Below are 19928 nucleotides of genomic sequence, written 5' to 3'. Positions count from 1 at the left end.
TCCTTACACCATCTCCAAAGCCTTATGTTTTGGCACTTGTACTTTAGATACTTACTTTGCAGTAAGAGTTATAAGGACTTCCCAAGTTGTGTCATTAATCTCTACAAACTCGCTAATGCCTTAGACCCCGGTGGTTGAAAACTATTGGATTTGCTAGGTTGACCTCCAGTTTTCTGTTGCTTACTGTCTTGTGTAGAACATCAGCTTCCACTACCAATAAAATTTCGGGGCTATCACGTTCACCATTTGGTTTCGGCTCAAATGTTTCGCTGTCTACGCTTCACCGTTGTCGTTACCTTCAGCAGTGCAAGACTTGCTATATGGTGGAGCTAGCTAATCCTTCCATAACAGGACTTTCACCTGTAAGACTAATGCACCTTTCTTGGCACACACACAAAATAAATGATTGACTCTTTATAATTGATCTCATATGCTAACTACTATTATGCTAACTACTATAATTAATTTTTACCTGGGGAAATTATGGCAAAAAATGACAGTCCATCAAAATCACCTAATGTTATAAAAACAAGAACAGATACTTCTGATTCTACAGAACAAATCCTAAGCACAATACCTAAACACCATAAATCTCATCTGTATACTTTTATTGAAAACCTCTTTAAGATGGATATGAGTCAAGATGTATTGGTAGATATTGTAATTAATGATGACCTTACTAATCCATGTGATAATCGAACTACAATAGTAGGACGTCCAAAAGTATTAGGAAGTGCAACAAAACAAATGCGTCATGTGACTCCATATTCTTTTATAGAAGCAGCTATAAAAGCAAAAATTGAAATAACAGAAAAGTCTCATGGGTATTACTCTTACATAGATAGTATAGTAGAAAATATTAAGCCATTAATAAAAAGTAAGAAAGGTATCTGTTTAACAGCAGATCAATATTCTAAACTAGTTTCTAATATTACACTACAAGGTAAGAAATCTGAAATATTTAAATTATCTACTACCAGCAATGAGTACTACCTAATATCTCATAATAAACTTATAGAACAGTTCAAGAATTGTAATGATTTCCCACAAGATGAAAAAGATAAAGCTGAAACAGATTTTAGTACTAAATTTGAAAAATATATTACCTATGGTATAGAATATCTCACTGGAAAAATATTGGATTCAGAAGATATTAACACCATAACAATAGTTTGTGAGGGAATTGCAAGAATAATATTAACTTTATTTAATCAAGATAAGTATGCAGCTTTTCCAGAAGAAGGGAATTCTATGTTGGGAGAAATTCGCATATATAAAGATAAAGATGCTGCAAATAAACCATTAAAACAAAAATATGAAGTATTCTCTCATCAAGAAATAACGAAAGAAATAAGTACACTACCTATTAAGACTGCTATAGCTAGATATGATTTACACATTAGAATTGTAGATAATGAGGGGTCCACAGTAAAAAGAGTAGCAAAGGTATTAAAGATTATAAACTCATTAGTATCTAGTAAAATTTTTGATAAAGAAAATGTAGAGGATATAAAATATCAAAAAGAGTATAATGAGAAATATAATTTTACTGTAAATGATCCAAATCTTACATGCAGGGACAAATACAATGAAGATATTGATATTAAAAACAATTTAATGGATATTTTTCAATACCATGTAGCAAAACACTTATACTCTGTATTTGATTTTAAACCATTAGAGAAAAATATATTAGCCCCTAAACAAAAAGGAGATACGAAAACAATTAAAATATATCCTTCTGCTACCGGTATAAAAACAGCAGAATATTTAGTGCAAAGCGGACAAGAATATAGAGACTTGCAGTATAATTCTAGGAAAGGTTATAATGATGATGCGATATTTCGTTGCAAGATGACTGATGAAGAAACTATAAATGTGTTAAAGGATAAGGTTGTCAATCATGTCATTATTTCTCTTTTACCTTTTAAGGCATTAGAAGTTGGATGTATATTCGATAAAACACAATGTAAAAGTACTACAATACTTGAAGCCTTTTGTGAATTAGTAAAAGCAAAGTATGAAGCAGCAGGAGAGATACGGTTGGGTAATTCATGGATGGACGACGTACAATGTGAATGTTCTATGTATTTTGCAGATGTATTAGGTGAATCAAGAGTTATGGAAGATAATTATAATATTTAACTAGTATAATTATGCTGTAATTTTTAGAATAAGATTCTAGTTATAACAATTTAATTAAAGGTAATTTTATGTATAAAAACGTTTCACAAAGTGCATTAAAAGAAGCTAGTACTCAGTTTTTGGTTAGTGCAATTAGAAATAATTGTATGGAGTCGATAACATCATGGGTAGAAGAAAATTTAGTAAATGAAAGTTCTAATACTACTGCTGATAAAAAAATTGCCTTTTTTGAAGCAGAAAAATCACTGATTATTGAATATATTATGGAAAATGATTTTTCTGGGTTACAAAATCTTATGGATGCAATTGATAATAAAAAATTTGAAAATAATCAAAAATTAAAGGTAAATGAATGTAGAGTTTTAGCAAATGCTATAATAGAGAAAAAAAGATATTGTGAAGAAAAAAAGAGCGTGCGTAAAGATCTTCACGATAATCTTTATAAATTACTAGATACTAAGTATAATGAGTTAACAGATGAAAATTACAGAAGTAAAATATCAGAAAAAATAACAGAAGCTTTATCAATTGTTACTATTATGGGAGATGAGGGTTCAAGTGGTAGTACAGATAATTTATAGTTTTTAGTTCCTCCGTTATGTGCCAAGCAAAGTGCGTAAGGAACAGCTGGAGAAAATCCAGTCTACGTAAAGAATAGCCAATAATGCGGGATTCTATATTTTATAAGGTGTATCCCTTTGTCTAGACAAGAACTTAGATGTGTGGTTTATACACCTTATTACAACAATAATGTAAGAGGAAGTATTATCTAGTTGCTAAAATTTTGATTTATAGAGATTATTACAATAACAATATAATATTAGGAATATAAATAATGACAGACCATGGATTCTAAAGTTCAGCTTCGTCTGGTTGAGCTATATAAGCAGTCGAATCATGCAGGAAAGGTATGTACACATTATGGCATTTCACGTTTTACCTTGCGTAAGTGGTATAAACGTTATGAACTACTAGGTGAAAAAGGATTATACGATATTAGTAGTATACCAAAAGCTTTTCCTCTTCAAAAAAGAAGTGAAACAAATGAAAAGCTTATAATTAATTTAAGGAAAGAAAGAAATTTAGGTGCTAGACGTATTCAGAGTGAATTAAAACGTTTGTATGGCATCTCATTTTCTACAGCTACCATTCATAAAGTGCTTAAAAAATATGCAGTAGCACCACTACATCTCAAACGTCATTATCGAAAACAACTCAAACGCTATAGCTGTAAAGTACCTGGAGAAAGAGTACAAATGGACGTTTGCAAAATTACTAAACATTTATACCAATACACTGCCATAGATGATTGTACCAGATATAAAGTTTTAGCTTTATATAAAAGACGTACTGCAGAGAATACTTTAGATTTTTTGGATCAAGTTATGGATCGTATACCTTTTCCTATACAACGTATTCAAATAGATAGAGGGCAGGAATTTTTTGCTTATGTGGTACAAGAATATTTGCAGAAAAAGAATATCAAGTTTCGCCCTATCAAACCATTGTCTCCTCACTTAAATGGTAAGGTAGAAAGAACACAAAGAACAGATTTAGACGAATTTTATAGTAGCACTGATCTTAAGGATCAAGAGATTCAGAGTGAGCTTATGATTTGGGAAGAGTATTATAATAAGCATCGATCGCACAGTTCTCTGCATGGCATAGCTCCATGGGAAAAATATAAAGAACTCGAGCATACTATTCCTTCTATAGAAAAAGTACATAAAAGTTATGATTCTTCAAAGGAAACTTTTGCTATACAAAATTACAAATACGATCAGGGATTTAAAGCTGCTATTAAAAATAAAATATATTAAGTACAAAAATACAAGTCGTAATTTCATCTGACAATTACCTTGTAACAAGGTATATGAATCACACATGTCAATCAAAGATGGACTAATTCTGATATCATACTTACACAATCTTTCTGATAGACCCGATTTTTTCTCTATAATAATCTCACCGGTGAGCCAGTGTGTTTGTGTTATATTATAAGGCAATAATATTTTTGCTTTTCCTTGCATCAATGGGTTTAATTCATCAAAAACATCTCTCCTATCATCTCTTTTTCCATAATCAGGTTCAGGTTGTTTTGATTTATCCAGAAAAAAATCTAACGGTATACTCTTTTCAGCACTATCTACAGCACCCGAATATAAAATATAATAAAGATCATTATTTTTACCCAATTGGTTTTTAAGAAGAAATGAACACTTAGCATCACTTACATCATCTTCAAATCCACCTAATCTATGTTTGATAACACTAGTAACATAAGTGTTGATATTATCATCAGTATACCAATACTTGGGGTTAATTGTGAGCTTATTTGTGTTATTTTCATCAACTTGCTCGTGAACCCTTTGAGAAGGGGGACTAGTTCTACTATCTTGCTTTTTCGCCTCAGGACTTGCTCCAGTTGGACTTGATGGGAGTCTTTTGTTTATCATATTAATATAACCTTAACAATGATACTTATGAGTCATAAAAGCTATTCATTAATAATTTTTACTCAAAATAAAGTAATGTATTAAAAAATTTCAGTATTTAGTTTATGTGTAAAACTCATAAACCTTATTATTAAGTCATATATAAGATGATCCTGCAATTTTCTTATTCTAAATTGGTATTCATAACTTAATACTAAAATAATTTTTAAGGTAAAGCAATAAATATTTTTTGGTTAAAAATACTTTTTTAACAATTTCGTCTCATGCTTCTACTTTAATATAGAGCTTCCGTAAAATGCAAGAAAAAATAACATTTAATAGCAAAAAAACAAATGTAGTTATGTCTTCAATTTATAGTTAATAAATTAGCTTAATTTATTCTATGATCCTTGTATCTTGTGTATGAGTAGTATAATTCAAAAAAATCAAGAATTTGCTAGTAAACTTACCAATTTTGGAACTGGTGTATTAATATGATTACTATCCGTTTTAATTAACAAATGGTACTCCAAAACTTACACAATCAATGTAAAAGACCCATTATTTAGCATCTCTGAGATTGTATCATAGATATCCTTTCATTGTTTTATCTAAGCCACTATGGAGATTTTGCTGCCTATATGAATCTTACCACACAAAATAAGCTGATTTATTTACGTCCAAGGTTTTAGCATTGACAGCTGGAATTCCGATAGGCGCACTTGGGCAAACTAGGTTTACCTAGTTTGCCTGCGTTCAAAGATTCGGTTCTTGCCTTTGCTATTACCCAAAACTCACGGCTTAGATAGTATGGCAATATATCATTGTAGTAAATCAGAAGTACAAAGAAGCAAGGGACATAATGCCGTTGCAGCAAGTAGCTATATTTCAAGAAGTAAATTGCAGCTTATTACAACTGATAATAGTACAAAAGAGAAACAAACTATTAGCTATAATTCTACCAGCAGAAAGGGGCTTGCTCATAGCATAATTCTAGCTTCAGATGACGCTCCTAGTTGGGTATACGATAGACAAGAATTATGGAACAGAGCAGAAAGTGTAGAAACAAGAAAAAATGCTGAAACAGCTAGAAAGCTAATCATAGCTTTACCGAAAGAATTAACCCTACAACAGAATATTGAACTTATCGAACAATTTGCTTTGGAGTGTTTAGTTAGTCATGGCATGGTAGCAGATATAAACATTCATTATGACAGTGAAGATAATCCACATGTTCATATTCAAATGACTACCAGAAAACTAATACGTTCACTGGAAAATGACCAAGTAGTTTTTGGTGAAAAAGGACGCGATTGGGGAAGGAGGAAATTTTTATATTATTACCGAGAAAATGTAGCTCATTTCATCAATTTGTATTTAGAAAAACATGGGGCTTTAGATAGGGTATCACATTTATCTCATAAGGCACGGGGCATTGATTTAGTACCAACTATCCATGAAGGAGCAGCCCATTATATAAAAGACTCAAAATTAAGATTAATAAATGAACAAATACTAAAAAAAAATGCTGCCAAGATTAGAACAAATCCAGAGTTAGTATTTGATAAATTATCGATTAATAAGCCAGTTTTTACTAGGGAAGAAATTGCTATAGCCTTATCTGATGCGTTAACTATAGATATTGAGTTAGGGCAAACAGATAAACAATTAGATGGTGGTAATAAACAAGGATTTCAGCAACGTTTAAGAGAAATAAGCAAACAATTAGTAGTAGAAGATTTACTAATAGAAAGTTTAGTAACAGAAAATGTAAAGGAAAGTCCTAACCAAGATTTAACTATTTTGGCAGATGGTAGTAGTAAGCAAGATAGTGAGCTATCTAGCACTAGTATTGTAGAAGGTAGTAATACTACTGGTAGTATTACTACTATTGATCATAGCAGTCATAATAGTACAGGACTATCAAATGTTGAGCTATTGGATCAAGCATATTCTACTGAATTTATGCGACTCTATAGTAATTTGTTGGCGTCTGATAAGATTAGTTTAATAAATCCTAGTGATTTAAAAGGTCGTACTTTGTATGCATTAACCAAAAGGGTAAAGTTAGAACAGAGATTTATTACCACAGTAGAAGAGTTACAGCACAGTCAGAACCATAATTTGTTTATTGATGATAGGGCAATAGGTTCTATGAAAGATAAATTAATTGGCAGTATTCAAAAAGTTGGTATGGCTGTGCAGGAGGTAGTAAACAACAAGGTTGGGTTACAGATCGAGCTAATCAAGGAACAAAATCATTCTTTAACAGAGGAACAACGCAAGGCAATAATAGATATTGTATGTGGTAAAGATATTAGCGTATTGGAAGGATACCCAGGAGCTGGTAAGACATTTGTCATGCGGGAAATAGTACGACAATATCAAAAAGCTGGTTATCGGGTAGTAGGGACTGCCCAAAGTAGTAGTGCTACAAAAGTTCTGGAAGGTGCTACTGGCATTGAAGCAAAGAATACAACACTATGGCGTAAAGAGTGGCAAGAAGCTAGGGGGCATGAGTTCGAGTTGCCTTTACGAACTGATTATTATACAGAAAGAGAATACCAATATCCAGATAGAGTGGAGAGTAATTTTAGTCAGCAGAAAAATGTTAGTGCCGAGTTAGACAATAAGACCGTATTCATCATAGATGAAGCAAGCATGATTGAGCTGGCGAATATGGATTATTTGCTAACTCAAGTATTAAAGTCAGGGGCAAAAGTCATAATAGTAGGTGATAACAATCAGCTTTCTGCTATTGGTATGGCAGGTGCTTTTAAGAAGATATGCACTATTGCTGATATTAGTAAATTAACTGCAGTAATGCGTCATAAACATCCCGATGAATATACTAGGGAACTACAGAGAGAAGCTACCAAGCTAATGGGTCTTTATAAAATAGAAGAAGCATTAGCGATTTACCAAGAACTTGAAATATTTAATATTTATGAGAATGAGAAAATAACTAAAGAAGCATTGGTAGAAAATTATGTTAGTGAGTATCTAGTACAAGCCAAGAATTTAGCCAGGGATGATTTAGTATCGATTAGGTCGATAGTAATAGGTGCTTATACTAATGTATCGGTGAACTATTTTAACATAGAAGTAAGAGAAAGACTAAAACAGGCTGGTATTTTAAAGGGATTGGGTGGCAACTTTAAATCTGGTCATGAGATGGTAGAATTATTGCGAGGTGAGCAAATAGTTTTCGTCAGTAATAAGGCAGAATATAAGGGTTTTTATGGAGTACTAAATGGCGAATTAGCAACAGTTATAGATTTTACTGCTCCAGATAAATTTGGTCATGGCATAGTGAATTTGTTGGTACATAAAGCAGATGGCAGTAAAAAGATAGTCAAGATTGATACAGCTGACTCACTATATCCAGTTAGGTTTAAACATGGTTATGCGGTGACTGGTTATAAGTTGCAAGGTGAGACGGTGGATTATATGAAAGTATATTATGAATCTACTATAGGTTATGAAGCCTTTAACGTGCTAATGAGTAGGTACAGATACGAGGTAAATCTGTATGCAGCTCAAGATGTATTAGAAGATATTGTTTATAAGAGAGTGGAAGAAGATGCGGAAAAAGGACGAGTACGATTTAGTGTAGAAGGATATAGCCTACAAGGTAAAGGTAAAGAACGAAGAAAACAACCGGTGCCTAGCTGGTATATTGGTTTAACTATAGGGGTCAGTAAAAGAGTCAATAATAATTTAGCAATTAATTATCGTAAATTTGATAAATTAAGTCCTAATGAACAAGTCATTAAGAATTATCTAGAATTTAGACAAGTAGTATTTGATTTGCACGGTAAAATGCAAGAATGGCAAGAGCAACAAGAAAGACCTATTAAACTGGCTGGATTATATGGAAGATTAACCACAACTGCTAATGTAGAGATAAAAAATGCGAGAGAAATTACTATAGATTCATATGGTTTAATACTTAATCGATCTACTCAGGAGGAAACCACTCCCTCTGAACTACAATCTAGCAAGGAATTTAAAAAAGTAGAATTACAAAAGACTCCTATTAATAAAAATAGTGAAAAAATATCATGGTCAAAATTATCAAGAGAAAAGCGAAATGAGCTTATTTGGAATCATCTCTCAGAACATGATAGGCAGATACTTGCAGCTACATATGAAGAGCTAGCAGAGAGCAAGAAGGAGTTAAAACAATGGGCTAAAATTATTTGTGATAATTATCACGGTAGTGTTAAGGATAAAGCTATTGATAATTCTGACATTAAGGATCAAGTAAGTATGGGTGATAGAATTATCCAACTTGATTTAAATTATCAGACGATTCAAAAGCATGCTGGTTATTCAGCTGATAAGTATTTTTTTAAAAAGATCAATCAAGGAGCGACCTTAATTACAAGTAACCATTGGAGAAAGATGATGGAAATTTGTTATGGTTTAAGGACGCAAAATATTACAGTACCAAATATATTAAATAGCCAAGAGATAGTTAGTACAAGCAATATTAACACTGATTGGTTAAATATTTTTACTACTAATTTAGCTGACTTGCATGAATTTATTAATGAAACTAAGTTGTCATTAATAGAAAAAACTGAGCTATTAGAGAAGACTAACGTTGAACATCAAGAGATAAAAAAAGAGTTAAAGGAAGTAACTCATTATCGGGAGAAATTATTCCCAGAATTCTTAAGCCGTATATATAAAACCCCTATACCAGAAATATTGCAGAAATGGCAAAATTTGTTAGTAGAATGTCGGTATGAACAATTAGCAGATGCCATTTCTAAAGTAAAGCAAAATCCTAATTTACTGGGTAGTTTGAGAGGTATTGGCTTTAGTACAGTTCTGGGTATTAGCCGGCGTCGGAAAGATGCTATTAGCAATTTCGAGGTCATAGCAAAAAGGTTTAGAAATTATGAACAAGGGGCAATTAAAGCACAAGAACTGCAAGACAAACTAACAACAAGAAATTATCAGAAGTTACTTGTAAGCTTAGCAAAAGAAATAAGGTTGTTAACTGATAGTTTGCCTAATGAATATGAACAGAGATTTTTAGATCAGCTTGATCTTTTACAAAAGGATGGCAAATTAAATATAGAAAATTTGGCAGCAATAGTAAAGACAGACGAGTTACGAGGTCTTCTTTATGAATATTATAGATATATTAATAATGCCAATAATAATGCAAAATTGGCTGAATCAACTAAATCAGCTGACATACAAGGTGAAAATCAGCAAGAAATAACTAGCAGCCTACCAATTAAAATAGATAAAACAGAAACTAATGAAAATAAAACTAACAAATATAATAGAGTTAATGCAACTAGAAAGAACAGATTAGACTTTAATGAAGTTAAGCAAAGTTTAACTGAATATAATTATCGTAATATTTTTGAGAGTTATGCTAGAAGGATTAATGGTGACAATGTAAGATTTAAAAAGACTAGTTCTGAGATTAGTCTTGGTAGTTTAACTATGAATTTAAGAACAGGATTATGGATTCGTCATAGCACTGGAGAAGGAGGTAATATATTTTCTTTTGTTCAGAAGGCTCTATACTGTAGTAAATTAGAAGCGTTAGAACGAGTAGCGTTGACAGCTGGTATTAGTGCTAAAGAAAATAATTATTATAATTATCATAATGACAATGAAAGAAATAATAATAAGCAACCACAAGAGAGTAAGGGGCATGAAGAGGTAATAAAGAAATCAATTAATGAATGGTATGCACAGCCTTACGTTCCTGACTATGCACCTAAATTCGATCCAAAAATTCATTTGGCTGGTTTACTAAAAAGTAACACTGTTGATGGCATCTATTATTATAGAAATAATCAAAAGCAACTGATAGGTTTAACAGTGAGATTGGTCAGCCGTCAAGATGGCAAGAAGCAAGTACTACCAGTTAGCTATTGCCACAATGAATCATTAAATCAAGAAGCATGGAAATTAAAGGGTTTTAGTGATAATGGTTATAAACCAATCTATCATATAGATAAAATAAAAGATGAGCAAAGGACTATATTGATAGTAGAAGGTGAAAAGACTTGTGATAAAGCACAAGAATCACTACCTGATTATATTGTACTATCGTGGCTGGGTGGTAGTAATGGAGCAAGTAAAGCAAATTGGCAACAACTTACCGGTAGGGAAATAGTAATTTGGGCTGATAATGATCAAGCAGGTATCACAGCAGCTAAAACAATAGGACAGATGATTAATGAGGCTAATGGTCGTATTGGTAATGTAACCATCATTGATCCAAGTAGGTTAGAATTTAATGGCACTATCAATGAAAACATCTTACCAGAAAAATGGGATTTAGCTGATAGATTACCAGCAGGTTTAAATATAGATAATCTCAAGGAAGCTATTAGAAATGGTCAGCAGCAAAATATTTCATTACATAATAGTCAGTCTATTGCAGCAGGACTACAGCAATTACTACCACAATCCCAAGAATTAGCGATAGGAGAAAGAATATTGTGGCAAGCTAGAAGTGTTGGTACTCTACTTACAAGAGAACAAATAATACAAGAAGCTACAACAGAATTTAACTGGCAAAAAAAGCTTACCTCACCAGAAGCTAAATACTATATGAAATATGCTGAAACTACAGGAAAGGACGGTAGTAAACATGAATTTTTAGGATTACAAGATGGTATATATCGAGATACATTAGTTGCTATAGCCAAAAATGGTAAAATTAAGGATAAAGAATCTTTAAAACTACCAGAATTAATACATGAATTGCAAAGTGAGTATGAGCAAAAGCACAGGATTAGTCAGGTTGGTTCTCACCATAGCTTCGGTGATGATGAGCATTATCAATCTCACATCAAAAGTTTAGAGTTGTACGGTAGCGATAGAATAGAGCTATATCACATTATGGTTAGGGACGTAAGCTTGTTACATCAAGAGCAATTAAGTGGGCTAAGAGGTAGAATAATTAAAAGTCAGCAAAAAGTCATTGAGCAGAAAATATACGAGCAAATAAAAACTTACCAAGTAAAGCAAGCTAGAGGTCAGACAAGCAATAAATTAGATTATGATGATAAAGTAAAAATAGCTAGCAAAATCTATGATAATCTTTGTAGTAGTAAATTGTGGCAAAGTTTAGTAGTACAAGATATAACCTACATGCAAAAATTACAATAAGAACTACAGCCAGAAGTACAAAGGACAAAAAAGCAAGAGTTTAATAATTTGCCACAACCTATACCTATAAAACCAATTAAGATAAAAAATAATAGTTATGAGGAAAGAATAGAAAAGATAGTAGAGAAATATAAAGGACAAAACCATGATTCTGAATTGATAAATAAATGGACTGAAGAATTAGCAGAACTAAAAACATATAATGCAGGTAGTTTAAGTAATATTATTAAGATAGGGGAAAGAAAAGGCTTAGAGCAAGCATTGAAAGAAATAGTGAGTATTAATGCTGATAAGAATAAAGAATTAAGGGTGCTATTTGAAGTATATAAGGATAGGATAGATGAAATACAGAAATTTAATGATAAGTTAACTATAGAATATCTAAAACATAAAATAAAACCATTAAAATATAATGATATGGTAAAGGCAGTAGAGCAAATGCGGGTTGATAGTTTTAGAGATTGGATAATTCCACAATTTAATAAAATAGAAAAGGAGCGGCAAGAAACACAAGAAGTTAACGGATTATTGAATAGCCTCGAGCAAGATAGGGAATTAAGCTTAAAGATATCTAAGGAATATCAGAGCTTAACTTATAATGTATCAGAGGAAATGAAGGGGGAGAGCATAAATGATAAAAGTAGAGTATATGACAGTCAGCCTGATCTATTAGAGAATATAAAAAGAGATAGTTTATATATAGCAAAATACAATATATGGGAAGAAGAGTTATTAATTAAAGAATTAAAGCGAAATACGTCAGAACTAAAGGGTAGAGTAGCACCATTAATGTTTAAATTTAGTCAACTTCATTGTAAGAAGCAAGTTGCTCAAGATATAAAGGTAATAGAAGAACAAGGGGTATTAATTAAAGACAATAAACAATTTAAGACTGTTCAAGGTTATTTAGATGACTTAATGAATAATAAGGAAATAAGACCTTATATAAGAGGAACTGATCTTGATGGGATGACCAAAAATCATGGAAAGTATATTAAATCAGTGTTTACTAAGTATCAGAGTAAAATAGAGACAATAGTTAAACTACAGCCAAAATATGATATAGAGCAACTAAAAAATAAGATAAAACTAGAAGATGAGAAGGAAGTAGTTAATTTACTAGGGTCAGAATGGTTAAAAGCATTCAAAGATTATGTAACACCCAAAAGAGCTATAATTAACAAAGAGAGAGAAGAAGCAAAATCAGTGAGTGAAGTTTTACAGCTATTAAAAAAAGAAAAAGATTTTTGTCTTGATATGTATAAGCAATATAAAGAGGTGGTAGATTATTATAGTAAAAAGGAGCAAGATCATTATTTCCTGACGATAGCTAACTTGCATAAGGAGCAACCTGAACTACTAAGCAATTTAGCGAGAGATATAAATAATGTCAGTAGATTTAAGATAGGAGGAATTTATACAGGAGATAGTATAGAAACAGATGACAAGCTAGTAGAAAAGATAAAAGATACAACACAGGTAGGGATGCTGGCTAAGCAACTATATAAGGCATGTCAAGCACATGTATTAAAAGAGATAAGTCCTGAGCTAAAAGAGCTAAATAGTCATGGAATGGTAAAGATTAATGATAATATTTATGATGAGATAGACTATTTAAAATATAGGATGAATGATAAGCTACTTGCCCCGTATTTGAAAAATACAACCGTAGAAAAAAGACTAACAGAGATATGTAGGCAACAGCAACATTTAGAACAACAAAAACAATTATAGTTGGAAATGTATAAGAGTATAAGGTGGTGGCTCTGTCCAAAAAACTGTGTAAATTTCCAAATTAGGGAGTCTGTCATAAAGATTGTGTAAGTTGAAAAAAGTATTAAAAATAAGAATAGTAAAAAACACTTGCACGAGGTTAATATGAAGAAGAAAACAAAAACAACAAATCCATCTGTAGAAAAAGTAGTGTCAGAACTCTTGTCACAAAGCAATCCATCAGAAATTTTTGGCAAAGATGGTATATTCCAAGAGTTAAAAAAACAACTAGTTAATAAGATTCTAGAAAAAGAGATGGAATCGTATATTGGATATGAAAAGCATTCCAAGGATGAGAAAGAATCTGGAAACAGACGCAATGGTAGTTATGAAAAGACTATAATAGATGAAGATGGTCGGAATATAACAGTAGATGTTCCAAGAGATAGAGAAGGAGAATTTGAGCCTCTATTAATTCCTAAGGGAGTTCGACAATTTAAAGGGTTTGATGAGAAGGTAATATCTCTGTATGCAAGAGGTATGACCACAAGGGAGATACAAGGACATTTAGAGGAAATCTATTCTAGCAAAGTATCTGCAGAGCTAATATCTAAAGTAACTGATGGAGTTTTAGAGGATATTATAAGTTGGCAAAATCGTCCCCTTGATAGTATATATCCGATAATATATCTTGACTGCATATATGTTAAAGGAAGAGATAATCATACTATAATAAATAAAGCAGTTTATATAGCTATAGGTGTTAATATGGAGGGTAAGAAAGAGCTACTTGGTATTTGGGTTGGCAAGAATGAAGGCTCTAAATTTTGGATGCAAGTGGTAACTGAGCTAAAGAACAGAGGAATTGAAAAGATATATGTTGCTTGTGTAGATGGTCTAAAGGGCTTTCCTGAAGCCATAAATAGTGTTTTTCCTAAAACTATTGTACAATTATGTATAGTGCATATGGTTAGGAATTCTACCAAGTACGTATCATATAAAGATTTAAAATCGGTAACAGCTGATTTAAAGAAAATTTATACAGCAATAAACGAGTCGGAAGGGATTAGAGAGCTACAAAACTTTAGTAAAAAATGGGACGAAAAATATCCAGTAATTTCTGACATGTGGCAACGTCTTTGGTCAGGTATAGCCCCGCTTTTTAGCTTTCCTGAAGGGATTAGAAAGGCAATATATACTACTAATACTATTGAATCAGCCAATCGTCAAATCAGGAAAATTATTAAAAATAAAGGGGTATTTCCAGATGACAAATCAATTCAAAAAACAGGGTAATTTAAAAGTCACAACTAGAGGTAGAAGTGAGTAGAGAGAATTTATAGGATTAGAATAAGATTAAAGAATTAAGAATATGCTGGAAGCTAGGAAACAAGGCGTTTAAAGAGAAAAGGTAATAGCAAAGATCAGACGCAATAAATAGTTGCAAAAAATAAACAATTATGTAAAATACTCCGTCATAAGATATTCAACTACAAATAACGGAGCATTTATGACTGTAACAAACTTTTTATCAGAAGTCAAAGATCCAAGAAACATGCGTGGGAAAAGGTATAATTTAGCAGCGATATTGCGGTTAATTGTTGCAGGTCTGTTGTGTAATTGTAATAACATAGCGTCTATAGCAAGATTTAAGAAATTTTTAAGTAAAAAACTGTTACAGAATTTAGGTTTTTATGATGGCATTACGCCATGTTATAGTACGTTAACTATAATATTACGTAAGATGAATCCAAAGGATTTACATGATGCAATTGTAAAAGTAATTAGCGAGATGAAGGGAACTAAGGAGTTTGAGGAAGTGCATATAGATGGTAAAACTTTGAGAGGTAGTAAGGATTTAGAGAATAGAGCAATACAAGTTTTAACTGGTTTTAATAATAAAACTAAGTGTGTAATTAGTTTTGAAGAAATATTGAACAAAGACGAAAATAAAGCAATGTTAGAAATACTACAAAAATTTGACATACAAAGAGCAACTATCACTACCGACGTAGCCTTTGACCACTCAGATATATGCGAAGAAATAATACAACAAGGTGCTGATTTTGCTATATGTTTAAAGGGCAATGAAGCAAATTTGTTGCGAGCAACAAAGCAAGCTTTTAGCAATAGCAAGTAGGAAAATGTACGAACTTTTGAGAAAGATGTTGAATATAATCATGGTCGTATTGAACAACGAAAAATAGAAGTAATAGATATGCCTTGGGAATATCTAAATGGTCACAGACATATAAAGCAATTATGTAGAATTACTAGAAGGCGTGAGCAAAAAAACAAGGGAAATTGTACCGAAGAAACGGCATACATGATTACAAGCTTAAGCAGCAGTGCTTCTGCTGAAATGTTATTGGATTTAAATAGAAAACACTGGAGTTGTGAGAATAATTTAAATTGGGTAAAAGACAGGGTATTTATGGAAGATAAATCAACAATTCGGAAAGATAATGCACCTATCGTTTTATCATTATTACGGAGTTTTGTTATATCAATAATAGCTACTATTTCTACTAAAATTACTGAAACTAGGGAATATTATAGTCATTACAAACAATCTGTTTATACTTTATTCTGCAACCTCAGATTGTGACTTTTAAATTACCCTGTCAAAAAATAATATTTTTGGCATTGACAAACGCCCAAAAGAAGTGGACAATGCCAATTAAAGATTGGTCAGTTGCCTTAAATCAATCTGCCATACTTTGTGGTACTGATGACCAAAAATGGGAAAATGTCGATCAAAGATGGACTAATTCTGATATCATACTTACACAATCTTTCTGATAGACTCAAATTAGGTCATTAAATTTTATTAATTCTATCCTCAAATTTAATCATCAAATGAGCCATAGCTTCGTTCCAATTTTGGATAGGCATAGTCCATTTTTTGGTCATATAGTCAATTGCCAAATATAAACTTTTAAACACAGCATTATCACTAGGAAAAACACGCTTATTATTTGTTACTTTACGCAATTGACTATTAACAGATTCAACTGAATTAGTGGTATAAATTACCTTTCTAATTGCCTCTAGATACCCTAGAAAAATCATTAAATTATTCCAGTTATTATACCAAGATTTGGCAATTTGTGGATATTGTTTATTCCATTTTTCTTCAAACGATACTAACGCCAAATGGGCTTGTTCTTCCGTTACTGCCGTATATATCGGCTTTAAATCACCAGCTAATTGCTTCCTATCTTTATACGATACATATTTTAAACTATTTCTAATCTGATGTACAATACATAATTGATGTTCAGTTTTTGGATAAACTGCTTCTATCGCCTCAGACATACCAGTAAGATTATCACTACAGGCAATCAGTATATCTTTTAGTCCTCTATTCTTCATCTCAGTAAAATTACCAAGCCAAAATTTTGCTCCCTCATTTTCACTAAGCCATAACCCCAATATATCTTTTCTACCAGATAAATCAATTCCTAACGCAACATATACTGCCTTGTTGATTATCCTTTTGTCTTGCCTGACTTTTACTACTAAGCAATCAAAAAATACTATCGGATATATCTCTTCTAATGGTCTACTTTGCCAAGCTTTTACATCATCCATTACATCATCGGTAACCTGACTGATTAAATTCTCACTTACTTCAACATTGTACAATTCTTGTAATTGAATCTTAATATCAGATACACTCATACCTTTAGCATATAATGATAGTACTTTGTCATTAAAACCATCAAAACGTTTCTGTCTTTTCGGTAGTATTGTTGGCTCAAAGGTACAATGCCTATCTCTTGGTACTTCTATCTCAACAGCCCCATGTTCGGAGATTAGTTTCTTGCTAGTGATACCATTACGAGCATTATCATTATCTGCACGACTGTATTTATCATAGCCTAAATGATTATTCATTTCTGACTGTAGTGCCTTCTCTATTAAGCGTTTGGTCAATTCTTTTAATAAACCTCCTTCTTTTAGTATCGTGCTTACATCTGTATTATTATCTATTAATAAATCTACTGCTTGATTTATTGATTCACTAGTTTTTTTATTCATGTAATTTCCTTTTTTGTTATATTTTTATATATAACCTATTTTGAAATTTACACAGTTTTTTGGACAGAGTCTTAATTTCCTAAAAGTTAGCTTTTTTATATCAAAAATTTACCAATAACTGTATCAGTACTTTCCCCTTACTATGTTACTCTTTAATCAGCGAGTGTATCAATGCATTAACAGCCTGTTGATATTCTGGGTTACGGATTTTCATAAAATTCCTCGACACCTCTATACACAAACGCTGATGCTGAGTTTGGACAGGCTCAATATTTTTAATATCTTCTAAACCTTCATAAAAATAACCAATATTTTTTTCTAATGCCTTAGCAATAAGAATTAGCCTACTTATTGATATTCTATTGAAACCAGTCTCATATTTTTGTAATTGTTGAAGTGTTACATCTATTGTTTTTGCAAGTTGCTGACGTGACAAACCTTTAGCAAGCCTTAGAGAATAGATTTTTTGTCCTATCAATTTATCAATTTTGCTTATATAGTCATTGTTTCTTGCCATAATTAATTATAGTATTTTAAGTTCATATCGTTCTTTTTTAAATAATTATCCCAAAAATTTTTAATCTTTCCTAAGAAAGTTGGTTCTCCCACAGTCATCCAAGAAATTTCATCAAATAATAATAAACACTTACCTGTCAATAGTCGTTTACCAACTGCCCATAACACATCACTTCAATCATCATACCTAGTAGGGTGTTTTAAATTGCTGTGCTATTTGTCTTGAGAATTCATTAAGCTGCTCCTTAGCTGTTACCCCTTTTTCTGGTGACAGTCCTTCAAAACTATAAAAATTACTAAACTGTTTGCTAAATTCTTCATTTATAATCGTCACTAAACATTAATTCCTTCTAGTTCACGTTTTGCTTTTCTTAATGCCTCTTTTTCAATCATAATTCCTTGTCTCTCATACCGCTTACGAACCCTGCTAAACTTAACTACCACCGCTTTTTTGCTACTATAATTTTTAGCATAGCGGGTTAATTTAGCATCTCCACTTGGTAAGAAAACTAAATCATTTAATTCACAACAATCGATACACTCTGCATCATCACCATTTTTGAATAACAAACTACCTTTAAATAATTCCTTATGGAATTTACTACATTCCGCATCGTTAATTAAACAAAATACTACTAAATCTGGTGATTTTTCCCATTTATTCCTAAGCTTTGCAATTTTATTCTCACTAAGCATTGGTGATATGTAATGGGTAGAATATTTTCGCTCAATAGTTGACTGCCCACTTTTACTGAATCTTAGCCTTATTTTAGATTTTGTATTATGTGACATATAAACTGTTTCGCTTGGCTTAGGACCTTTGTCTAATGCCCATTGTTCTAGATATTGCAAAGCCAATATTAATTTATTTAGATTAACTTGAATAACCTTTTCAAGAAATGGCTCTTTACCTTGTCGCCAATTTTTTACGTGTATAGGTTGAAGCCATCCTATAGTAATCATAATATCTATTGGACTTACATAATCTTGGCAGCTTAGCATTTGCTGAGCGGCATTAATTACCCTTTGTTGCAATGATTTCTCGACAATATGAGTTTGTTGTTGCATATTATTAATATTATCAAAATCCCTAATCATCTTCTTCTAAATCATCATTTATTCGAGATAATAGCTTTTTTATAGCATCTATCGATGAATAGCTGGTATTGCCACTATAGTGTTTCATGGCAATTGTACTCTTAATTATAGATCGCATAGCTAACCAGCTAGTTAATCTGTTATGCGACCTTTTGTCATAGGATATAGCTATTTTTTCTACCTCATGATAATCATCTGATTCTTTCGTTCTAATATATGACTCAAATCTCTCCCATTTTTCTTCTGGATCATCACTCTTTTCTTGTTTATAAATTTCCTTGATCTTATCCAACTCTAACTGCAAATCAACATGATATATTTTATTATCGTCAAAAAATTTATCGTAATCCATATCTAATATCTTTGGGGAGTTATTTCGATCATTTGTAACAGTCAGTTTATTAGAGTTAGCAAAATGAGTTATTTCCATAATAGTAGGTGGTATATACTTCGCTACAAAATCTATTATATATACTGCCCTTTTTAATGATCTTAAGTCCATGTGTAAAACATAATTTCTTATATGACCATATGCTAAAGCTACTGGATAAAGTTCTTGAGGTACATCTTGATAATGCACATCTAAGCCCAACCTCTTTGCTTCTTTATAATATGAAATTACAAACTCTTTATTATCCCATTCAAAACTTACACATTTAAGCTTTTTTAAAGCCTTAATTAGCAAATATTCATTATGAATTTTGTAATATAACCTCACCGGCATAAGAGGTTCATTAGTAGCGGTGTAAACTATGATCTTCTGAGGACTATTATCTAAAGTTGCTAACATAAATTTTTACTTTATTACTGCTAAAAAATTAGACC

At 31.8% G+C, this 19928-nt stretch carries 13 protein-coding genes and 1 pseudogene; 8 read left to right on the top strand and 6 right to left on the bottom strand.

Annotated features, from left to right (window positions below; genetic code table 11):
- Nucleotides 1-483: 483 nt before the first annotated feature.
- The 3 genes from ACFELY_RS00155 (at nucleotide 484) to ACFELY_RS00145 (ending at nucleotide 3965) form a co-directional block, all read left to right on the top strand.
- Nucleotides 484-2145, top strand: a complete 1662-nt coding sequence (locus tag ACFELY_RS00155) for a hypothetical protein (protein ID WP_375333276.1) — start codon at nucleotides 484-486, stop codon at nucleotides 2143-2145.
- A gap of 68 nt (nucleotides 2146-2213) precedes the next feature.
- Nucleotides 2214-2726, top strand: coding sequence for a hypothetical protein (locus ACFELY_RS00150; RefSeq protein WP_367363885.1), 513 nt, complete (start codon nucleotides 2214-2216; stop codon nucleotides 2724-2726).
- A gap of 264 nt (nucleotides 2727-2990) precedes the next feature.
- Nucleotides 2991-3965, top strand: a complete 975-nt coding sequence (locus ACFELY_RS00145; protein WP_375333275.1) for an IS481 family transposase — start codon at nucleotides 2991-2993, stop codon at nucleotides 3963-3965.
- Here ACFELY_RS00145 and ACFELY_RS00140 read toward each other — a convergent pair.
- Nucleotides 3888-4601 (bottom strand): hypothetical protein, encoded by a 714-nt coding sequence (locus tag ACFELY_RS00140; protein WP_375333274.1) that lies wholly within the window; start codon nucleotides 4599-4601, stop codon nucleotides 3888-3890. The genes ACFELY_RS00145 and ACFELY_RS00140 overlap by 78 nt on opposite strands.
- Nucleotides 4602-5390: 789 nt before the next feature.
- Between ACFELY_RS00140 and ACFELY_RS00135 the strand changes: the two genes are divergently transcribed.
- From ACFELY_RS00135 to ACFELY_RS00115, 5 genes and pseudogenes are all read left to right on the top strand, one after another.
- Nucleotides 5391-11732, top strand: coding sequence for a MobA/MobL family protein (locus tag ACFELY_RS00135; protein ID WP_375333273.1), 6342 nt, complete (start codon nucleotides 5391-5393; stop codon nucleotides 11730-11732).
- Between the two features lie 48 nt (nucleotides 11733-11780).
- Nucleotides 11781-13466, top strand: a complete 1686-nt coding sequence (locus ACFELY_RS00130; RefSeq protein WP_375333272.1) for a hypothetical protein — start codon at nucleotides 11781-11783, stop codon at nucleotides 13464-13466.
- A gap of 144 nt (nucleotides 13467-13610) precedes the next feature.
- Nucleotides 13611-14741 (top strand): IS256 family transposase, encoded by a 1131-nt coding sequence (locus tag ACFELY_RS00125; protein WP_375333271.1) that lies wholly within the window; start codon nucleotides 13611-13613, stop codon nucleotides 14739-14741.
- Between the two features lie 214 nt (nucleotides 14742-14955).
- Nucleotides 14956-16053, top strand: a pseudogene (locus tag ACFELY_RS00120) (ISAs1 family transposase).
- Between the two features lie 65 nt (nucleotides 16054-16118).
- Nucleotides 16119-16247 carry a hypothetical protein gene (locus ACFELY_RS00115; protein WP_375333270.1) on the top strand — a complete coding sequence of 43 codons (129 nt, stop codon included), beginning with the start codon at nucleotides 16119-16121 and terminating at the stop codon, nucleotides 16245-16247.
- A gap of 18 nt (nucleotides 16248-16265) precedes the next feature.
- Here ACFELY_RS00115 and ACFELY_RS00110 read toward each other — a convergent pair whose 3' ends face one another.
- From ACFELY_RS00110 to ACFELY_RS00090, 5 genes are all read right to left on the bottom strand, one after another.
- Nucleotides 16266-17489, bottom strand: a complete 1224-nt coding sequence (locus ACFELY_RS00110; RefSeq protein WP_375333269.1) for an IS256 family transposase — start codon at nucleotides 17487-17489, stop codon at nucleotides 16266-16268.
- 145 nt (nucleotides 17490-17634) lie between these two features.
- A complete protein-coding gene (locus ACFELY_RS00105) occupies nucleotides 17635-18006 on the bottom strand; it encodes a helix-turn-helix domain-containing protein (RefSeq protein WP_375333268.1) in 372 nt (123 codons plus the stop codon).
- Between the two features lie 186 nt (nucleotides 18007-18192).
- On the bottom strand, nucleotides 18193-18339 hold the full coding sequence (locus tag ACFELY_RS00100; protein WP_375333267.1) for a hypothetical protein: 147 nt from the start codon (nucleotides 18337-18339) through the stop codon (nucleotides 18193-18195).
- A complete protein-coding gene (locus tag ACFELY_RS00095; RefSeq protein WP_375333266.1) occupies nucleotides 18339-19073 on the bottom strand; it encodes a hypothetical protein in 735 nt (244 codons plus the stop codon). The genes ACFELY_RS00100 and ACFELY_RS00095 overlap by 1 nt, the downstream gene beginning before the upstream one ends.
- Nucleotides 19074-19095: 22 nt before the next feature.
- Nucleotides 19096-19893, bottom strand: a complete 798-nt coding sequence (locus ACFELY_RS00090; protein WP_375333265.1) for a hypothetical protein — start codon at nucleotides 19891-19893, stop codon at nucleotides 19096-19098.
- Nucleotides 19894-19928 lie beyond the last annotated feature (35 nt).

Origin of the sequence: Candidatus Tisiphia endosymbiont of Xenochironomus xenolabis, assembly GCF_964264705.1 — a bacterium.
GTDB lineage: Bacteria > Pseudomonadota > Alphaproteobacteria > Rickettsiales > Rickettsiaceae > Tisiphia.
This window is presented reverse-complemented; position numbering and strand designations above follow the sequence as displayed.